Genomic DNA, 6,781 nt, shown 5'->3' with positions numbered 1-6,781 from the left:
GACGGGAAATGTCCGCCGTTCAACAGGCAGGGATGATCGGCCTCCGACACGTAAAGCCGGCTCATGCGCACCGTGCCGCGCCCCATCTGCCAGTCGGGTGACAGCAGCGTCGAGGCTGCTTCCGTGGCACCGGAGGTGAACACGACGTGCTCGGGCTTGGCGTTGACGAGCGCCGCCACGTCACGCCTTGCGGTCTCGATCAGACGGCGGGCCGCCCGCCCCTCGGCGTGAACCGATGACGGATTGGCGGCGACATCGAGCGCCGCGACCATAGCTTCGCGGGCCGCGGCAAGCAGCGGCGCACTGGCATTGTAGTCGAGATAGGCGCGTTTTGCGGCCATTTTCGTTCGTCAAGTCCCGTCAGAAGCCATTCCGCCGTCGTATGGCGTTATTTCCTTGAAATTCCAAGGCGAGCCGTCCTATTTACGCGGCTTGCGGCGCGGGTGGCCGGGCTCGATGTCTTGCCACTCAGTTTTGAACAATTCTAAACTAGCTTCTAAGAAGACGCTCGCCCTGCGTCAAGGCCAGAGGAAACGTTCCAGGCACCGCGCATTCGTATTACCTAGTGGAGTATTTTATGCCTGAGGTCATTTTCACCGGTCCTGCCGGCCGCCTGGAGGGTCGCTACCAGCCTTCCAAGGAAAAGAGCGCGCCGATTGCCATCGTCCTGCACCCGCACCCGCAATTCGGCGGCACGATGAACAACAAGATCGTCTACGACCTCTTCTACATGTTCCAGAAGCGGGACTTCACCACGCTTCGCTTCAATTTCCGCGGCATCGGCCGCAGTCAGGGCGAATTCGACCACGGCACCGGCGAGTTGTCGGATGCCGCTGCGGCGCTGGATTGGGTGCAGTCGCTGCATCCCGATTCCAAGAGCTGCTGGGTCGCCGGCTACTCGTTCGGATCCTGGATCGGCATGCAGCTTCTGATGCGCCGGCCCGAGATCGAAGGCTTCATCTCGATCGCGCCGCAGCCCAACACCTATGATTTCTCGTTCCTGGCGCCCTGCCCGTCATCGGGCCTGATCATCCATGGCGATGCCGACAAGGTGGCGCCGCCAAAGGATGTGCAGGGCCTGGTCGACAAGCTGCACACGCAGAAGGGCATCACCATCACCCAAAAGACGTTGCCCGGCGCCAACCATTTCTTCTCCAACGATGCCGACCTGCTGCTCGAGGAATGCGCCGACTATCTCGACCGCCGGCTGGCCGGCGAATTGTCGGATCCGCGGCCGAAGCGGCTGAGATAAGCAAAGAAAGCAGGGACGGCGATGTACGAACCTCCTCATTTCAGGGAAACGCGGCCGGAAATCCTGCACGGGCTGATCCGGACGCATCCGCTAGGCCTGTTGATTTCCAACGGGCCCGATGGGCCGGTCGCCAACGCCATCCCGTTCCTGCTCGACCCGGAAATCGGGCCGAACGGCAGGCTGCGCGCCCATCTGGCGCGGGCCAACCCGCAATGGCGCCTGTTGGCCGACAACCCGACGTCACCCGTGCTGATCGTCTTCCAGGGCAGCGATGCCTATGTGACGCCGTCCTGGTACGAGACCAAGCGCGAGACAGGCAAGGTGGTGCCGACCTGGAATTATGCCATCGTGCAGGTTCGCGGCACCGTCAAGGTGATGGATGACCAGGACTGGCTGGCGCAGCAGATCGCCGATCTGACCGTCTCCCAGGAAGGCGCCCGCGCCGCGCCCTGGGCGGTGACCGATGCGCCGGAGCCCTTCATCCAGTCGCAGATCAAGGGCATTATCGGGCTGGAAATCGAGATCAGCGAAATCCACGGCAAGTGGAAGGTCAGCCAGAACCGGCCGGTCGCCGATCGCGTCGGCGTTGCACAGGGGCTCGAAAGCGAAGACCACCAATCGCCCGGCATGGCCGACCTGGTCAGATCCTATGGCGGACTGGACGGCAACTGAACTTCGAATGCTCAGGCAGCCTTCCTTGTCGGTCCGATCAGCCGAAACGTTCTCTTGCGGACCGGCAGTCCCGACGGCGTCGGCCGGAAGATGAAGCCGAACCGGGCAAAGACCATCCCGCAGGCAAGCGCGAAACCGCAGCCAAGGCCGAAGCCGGCGACGGTGTCACTGGGATAGTGCGCGCCAACGAAGATACGGGTCGAGGCGATGCAGGCGGTGATCGCCAGGGCGATGTACCAGCGCCGCGGAAACAACAGCAAAGCGACCCCGAACACCGCGCCCATTGTCGTACCATGGCCGGACGGAAAGCCGGCGAAGCGCGCATCGAAAGCGAAGGGGTGCAGGGTCAGCACGCCAAAGTCCTCGTAATAGAGCGGGCGAGCCCGGCCAATGGCATATTTCAGCACATTGACGGCGATCCCCGACAGGCCGGTGGCGCACAGCACCAGAAAAGCCAGGCAGGTCCAGTTGTAGAGGAGCATCAGCGAGCGCCGCGACAGGCTTCGCCAATCCGTCAGGTTCGCGGCGACAAGCAGAAGCACTGAGGGAATGATATACCAGCCTCCCAGGCCGAACTGGGTGAAAAAGTCGGCAGTCCGGGCAAATCCCGCCGACCACTTGCCGTGAAGCATTCCGGCCGGAGTGTCGAGACGAACAAACGCCGCCGCCGTCAGCAAGACCCAGACCAGCACCCAGACCGACCACAAAATATTCGGGTATCTGGCCGGCCGGGTGGCAAGGCGGCTTTTGGCGATCTGCATCGTATCGCGAAAGTTGTCGAGCGACCGGCGCCCTATGCCAAGGAGCAGGCTCGAAACGGGCGGGCGTGATTTCACCAGCATAGGAAATTCGACCCCATTGTTGCCGTTATGGGCATCGGCGAGCCGTCACTGGCTTACACGATAGAGGCCGAGCGACAGTTTGTCTCCCGACGAATAGTTGAGGCCGTCGACCTCGGCAACGCGGCTCGCCGACTTGCCTTGCGCCTCCAACAGGCCATTCAGCTTCTGCTCGTCGCCGATTTGTGCCAGCGCCAGCGCGCAGGTGGGGTCGCCGAGCAGATGCTTGGCGACGCCATCGACATCGGTCAGGACGGTCTTGGTGCCGACCAGGAACACCAGGCTCGGCTCGTGATATTCCGCTGAGGCGAGCACCGTGGTGTCGCAAGGCCTGTTGGCCTGGACTGCCGCCTCGATCGCCGGGCTCAGCCAGATCGGCTTCAGCGAAGGCGCGATGACGCCGAACAGCAGCCCATAGGTGATGCCGGCGCAAACCGCGATGGCGCCGATGCGGGAGAGCGGCACTTGCAGCTGTCGCGAAAAGGCGAAATACCCTGCCGCCAGTGCCGCCGCGGCCGCCGGAATGCTCCACCAGGAGAAGGTGCCGGTGAGATAGATCGGCGCTCCGACGCAGACCGCCGCCAGGCCGAGGCTGACCACGGCAAGGCCGAATGCGGTCGACCACCACAACCAATCCTGCCAGCGCCTGAGCGGTGCATTGGCCTCCTGCGGCGACAATGTCAGCAGCCAGCCGATCAGCAGCGCCATGCCAGGATAGGCCGGGAGCACGTAATGCGGCAGCTTGGTCGGGATCAGCTCGAACACCAGCCAGAACGGAATGTACCAGGCGAGGCAGAAGCGCAGCCGGGGATCGTCGCGCAACCGGTTGAGGGCCTGCAGCCCGGCGCCGACCGCGATCAGGCCGAAGGGCCACATGAACAGCGAATAGGTCAGCATGTAGAAACCGGGCGGCAGGCCGTGCGATTCCTCGCCCGACGCGACCTTGGCCACCATGTCCTTGCCGACGGCATCCTGGAGAAAGGCACCGCCGCTCTTCCAGGTGATGAGGGCGACCCAGGGCAGCACGATGAGGAGCACCAGGGCGACACCGCGCACGAGCTTCAGCTTCAAGAGCCAGCGCCAGTCGCGCTCGAAGGCAAACAGGGTGGCGACCGTCAGCACCGACAACAGCGGGGCCACCGGCCCCTTGATAAGGATCCCCAGGCCTTGAGCCGCCCAGAATATCCACGGCAGATGGCCGGCCACCGGTTCGTTGCGGCGCGATGCCAGATAGATCTGGGCGAGTGCGCCTTGCGCCGCCACGCAGCAGGCCAGCAGCATGGCGTCGGTCTTGGCGTCGCGACCCTCGAAGGCGGTGGCGAAGATCGCCGCCATCATCAGGCCGGCGGCGAGACCGGCATTGGCCCCGAACAGCTTCGTGCCCGTCCAGGCGATGCCGACGACGGCCAAGGCAATGCCAAGCATGGAGACGAGGCGATAGACCCAGATCGGCGCCGCCGCCCCCTCGCCGCTCACCGCCACGGCCGCCGATTGCAGCCAGTAGATGCCGATCGGCTTCTTGTAGCGCGAGGCATCCTGAAAACGGATGTCGACATAGTCGGAGGTTTCGACCATCTGCTTGGTGGCCTGGACAAAACGGGCTTCGTCGCGGTCGATGGGTGGAAGGCTCGCCAGTCCGCTGAACGTCATCAGCATGCTGAACAGAAAGAGAAAAAGATAGTTCCTGTTCATCGCGGAGCTTTCCGGATCTGATCTGCGGGATGGCCCCGTCGCGGCGCCTCAGGCCCTGCCCTGCGCGGCGCCTCAATACGCCAGCCCAAACGACGAAGCAAGGATTCGCAAACGCCCTCCGCGCGGGCTGCAAAACCGGAAAGCACTTTTGCTGACGCTGGACCTTTGTCTGGCGCGATCAGACGCAAAACCGGAAACCACTTTTGCTGATCGCGCTTGGATGCTAAACGCGCGCGTTCATGCACGCCTGAGCCACAGCGGCCGGACGCTTTCGGGAATAGAAAAAATGCCTGCCTTCAAATCGGATTTCCTGCGCACGATGAGCGAGCGCGGTTTCATCCACCAGACTTCGGATGATGCCGGTCTCGACAATATCTTCGCCAAGGAGACGGTGACAGCCTATATCGGCTTCGACGCGACCGCCAAGAGCCTGCACGCCGGCTCGCTGATCCAGATCATGATGCTGCACTGGCTGCAGCAGACCGGTCATCGGCCGATCGCGCTGATGGGCGGCGGCACCTCGATGATCGGCGACCCGTCGTTCAAGGATGAGGCGCGCAAGCTTTTGACCCCGCAGGACATCGAAGACAATCTTGCCGGTATCCGCCGCAACTTCATGCCCTACCTCAAATTCGGCAGCGGTCCCAACGACGCCATCATGGTCAACAACGCCGATTGGCTGATGGAGATCAACTACGTCAATTTCCTGCGCGATGTCGGTCGTCACTTTTCCGTCAACCGCATGCTGGCGTTCGATTCCGTCAAGCTGCGGCTCGATCGCGAGCAGTCGCTGTCGTTCCTCGAATTCAACTACATGATCCTGCAGGCCTATGATTTCGTCGAGCTCTACAAGCGTCTCGGCTGCCGCCTGCAGATGGGCGGCTCCGACCAGTGGGGCAACATCATCAACGGCATCGATCTCGGCCGCCGCATGGAGGACGCGCAGCTCTATGCACTGACCACGCCGCTGCTCACCACCTCGTCGGGCGCCAAGATGGGCAAGTCGGCTTCGGGCGCGGTCTGGCTCGACGCGGAGATGCTGAGCCCCTACGAATTCTGGCAGTACTGGCGCAACACCGAGGATGCCGACGTCGCCCGCTTCCTGAAGCTCTACACGACGCTGCCGCTGGACGAAGTGGCGCGGCTCGAGCGGCTCGGCGGATCCGAGATCAATGAGGCCAAGAAGATCCTCGCCACCGAGATCACCGCCCTGCTGCACGGCCGCGCGGCCGCCGAGCAAGCCAGCGATACGGCGCGCAAGACGTTCGAGGAAGGCGCGCTCGCGGAGTCGCTGCCGACCGTCGAGGTCGACAGGACAGCGCTCGAAACCGGCGTCGGCATCCTGTCGCTGCTGGTCACCGCCGGACTGGCGGCGTCGAACGGCGAAGCGCGGCGGCATGTGCAGGGCGGCGCCGTGCGCCTGAACGACGAGCCGGTGAGCGACGAGCGCCGGCTGGTGACCCCTCAGGATTTGAGTCCGGAGAACGTCGTAAAGCTTTCCTTGGGAAAGAAAAAACACATTCTGATACGGCCGATTTGAACTCGGTCACCGATACTCAAAAATCGACCTGAATATTCCGGGCGCGATCACCGACAGCGGATTGATGTCCAGCAACGGCTTGTTGGCGTTGCCTTTGAGCCGGTAGGTGACGCCGATCAGGCCACGGTCGCGGCCATTGCCGAGCAGCGCGCCAACGATGGGCAATTCGCCGAAGATGCGATTGAGGCCATAGACCGGCATGAACGTGCCGGTCATGTCCATGTTGTTGTTCTGGTCGTAGAGCGTCCCCTGGAACGTGGTGCCGATGCGCGGTCCGCGCAGCACGCCATTGGCCAGTTTCAGATAGCCGCTGCCCTTGTCGATCTCGGCGTAGCCGCGTTCGAACTTCACCCGCGACGTGTCCAGCTTGCCCTTGACCGCCTGGTTGAGGCTGCGGTTGTCGCCGGCCGGCGTGGTCGAGACGATGGAGGCGAGCTTCGGTTCGTTGACGACGAAAAAATTGCTGGTGTCGACCTTGCCCTTGAGCGATCCGTCGCTCGGCCCGGCCAGTGCGAGCGTGATCACGCCGCCTTCCATATGTTCGTAGATGTTGAGGAATCTCAGGATGGCGCCGGCGTCCGCGGACTGCATGTTGAGCGTGCGCCGGCCGGCGCCGGTCGTGTTGCTGATCGATATGGCCGCACCTGAACTGGCCGTGGCGCTGACCTTCAGCCCGTTCACCCGCGAGCCGGCCGCGCTGTAGTCGAGCTTCAGATTGGACAATTGCTCGTCGTGGAAACCGGTCAGCCGGTCGACATCGGCGCTGACGGAAATGGCATCGGAACC

The 6,781-nt window shown here is 63.2% G+C and carries 6 protein-coding genes and 1 pseudogene; 3 read left to right on the top strand and 4 right to left on the bottom strand.

The window, feature by feature from the left end; translation table 11 throughout:
• The coding region (locus EN991_RS17795) for an aminotransferase class V-fold PLP-dependent enzyme (RefSeq protein ID WP_127369231.1) at positions 1 to 341 on the bottom strand (341 nt) is incomplete at its 3' end.
• Positions 342 to 577: 236 nt separating this feature from the next.
• On the opposite strand from EN991_RS17795, the gene EN991_RS17790 reads away from it, so the two are divergent.
• Positions 578 to 1,252 carry an alpha/beta hydrolase gene (locus EN991_RS17790; protein ID WP_013532163.1) on the top strand — a complete coding sequence of 225 codons (675 nt, stop codon included), beginning with the start codon at positions 578 to 580 and terminating at the stop codon, positions 1,250 to 1,252.
• Between the two features lie 21 nt (positions 1,253 to 1,273).
• Positions 1,274 to 1,924, top strand: a complete 651-nt coding sequence (locus EN991_RS17785) for an FMN-binding negative transcriptional regulator (protein WP_127369230.1) — start codon at positions 1,274 to 1,276, stop codon at positions 1,922 to 1,924.
• 11 nt (positions 1,925 to 1,935) lie between these two features.
• On the opposite strand, the gene EN991_RS17780 is transcribed toward EN991_RS17785, so the two are convergent.
• Together EN991_RS17780 and EN991_RS17775 are read right to left on the bottom strand one after the other, a co-directional pair.
• Positions 1,936 to 2,766, bottom strand: a complete 831-nt coding sequence (locus EN991_RS17780; RefSeq protein WP_127369229.1) for a phosphatase PAP2 family protein — start codon at positions 2,764 to 2,766, stop codon at positions 1,936 to 1,938.
• 45 nt (positions 2,767 to 2,811) lie between these two features.
• On the bottom strand, positions 2,812 to 4,455 hold the full coding sequence (locus tag EN991_RS17775) for a glycosyltransferase family 39 protein (RefSeq protein ID WP_127369228.1): 1,644 nt from the start codon (positions 4,453 to 4,455) through the stop codon (positions 2,812 to 2,814).
• 286 nt (positions 4,456 to 4,741) lie between these two features.
• Here EN991_RS17775 and tyrS point away from each other — a divergent pair, with 286 nt between their 5' ends.
• On the top strand, positions 4,742 to 5,995 hold the full coding sequence (tyrS, locus tag EN991_RS17770; protein WP_063171954.1) for a tyrosine--tRNA ligase: 1,254 nt from the start codon (positions 4,742 to 4,744) through the stop codon (positions 5,993 to 5,995).
• Between the two features lie 6 nt (positions 5,996 to 6,001).
• On the opposite strand, the pseudogene EN991_RS17765 reads toward tyrS, so the two are convergent.
• Positions 6,002 to 6,781 (bottom strand): annotated as a pseudogene (locus EN991_RS17765) (AsmA-like C-terminal region-containing protein); the annotation flags it as partial.

It is taken from the genome of Mesorhizobium sp. M7A.F.Ca.US.005.03.2.1, from assembly GCF_003997795.1.
Lineage (GTDB): Bacteria > Pseudomonadota > Alphaproteobacteria > Rhizobiales > Rhizobiaceae > Mesorhizobium > Mesorhizobium ciceri.
This window is presented reverse-complemented; position numbering and strand designations above follow the sequence as displayed.

Bases quoted from the DNA above. Each gene is read 5' to 3' on its own strand.
- EN991_RS17790 (WP_013532163.1), top strand. From the start codon at position 578: ATGCCTGAGGTCATTTTCACCGGTCCTGCCGGCCGCCTGGAGGGTCGC.
- EN991_RS17775 (WP_127369228.1), bottom strand. From the start codon at position 4,455: ATGAACAGGAACTATCTTTTTCTCTTTCTGTTCAGCATGCTGATGACG.
- EN991_RS17780 (WP_127369229.1), bottom strand. From the start codon at position 2,766: ATGCTGGTGAAATCACGCCCGCCCGTTTCGAGCCTGCTCCTTGGCATA.
- EN991_RS17785 (WP_127369230.1), top strand. From the start codon at position 1,274: ATGTACGAACCTCCTCATTTCAGGGAAACGCGGCCGGAAATCCTGCAC.
- tyrS (WP_063171954.1), top strand. From the start codon at position 4,742: ATGCCTGCCTTCAAATCGGATTTCCTGCGCACGATGAGCGAGCGCGGT.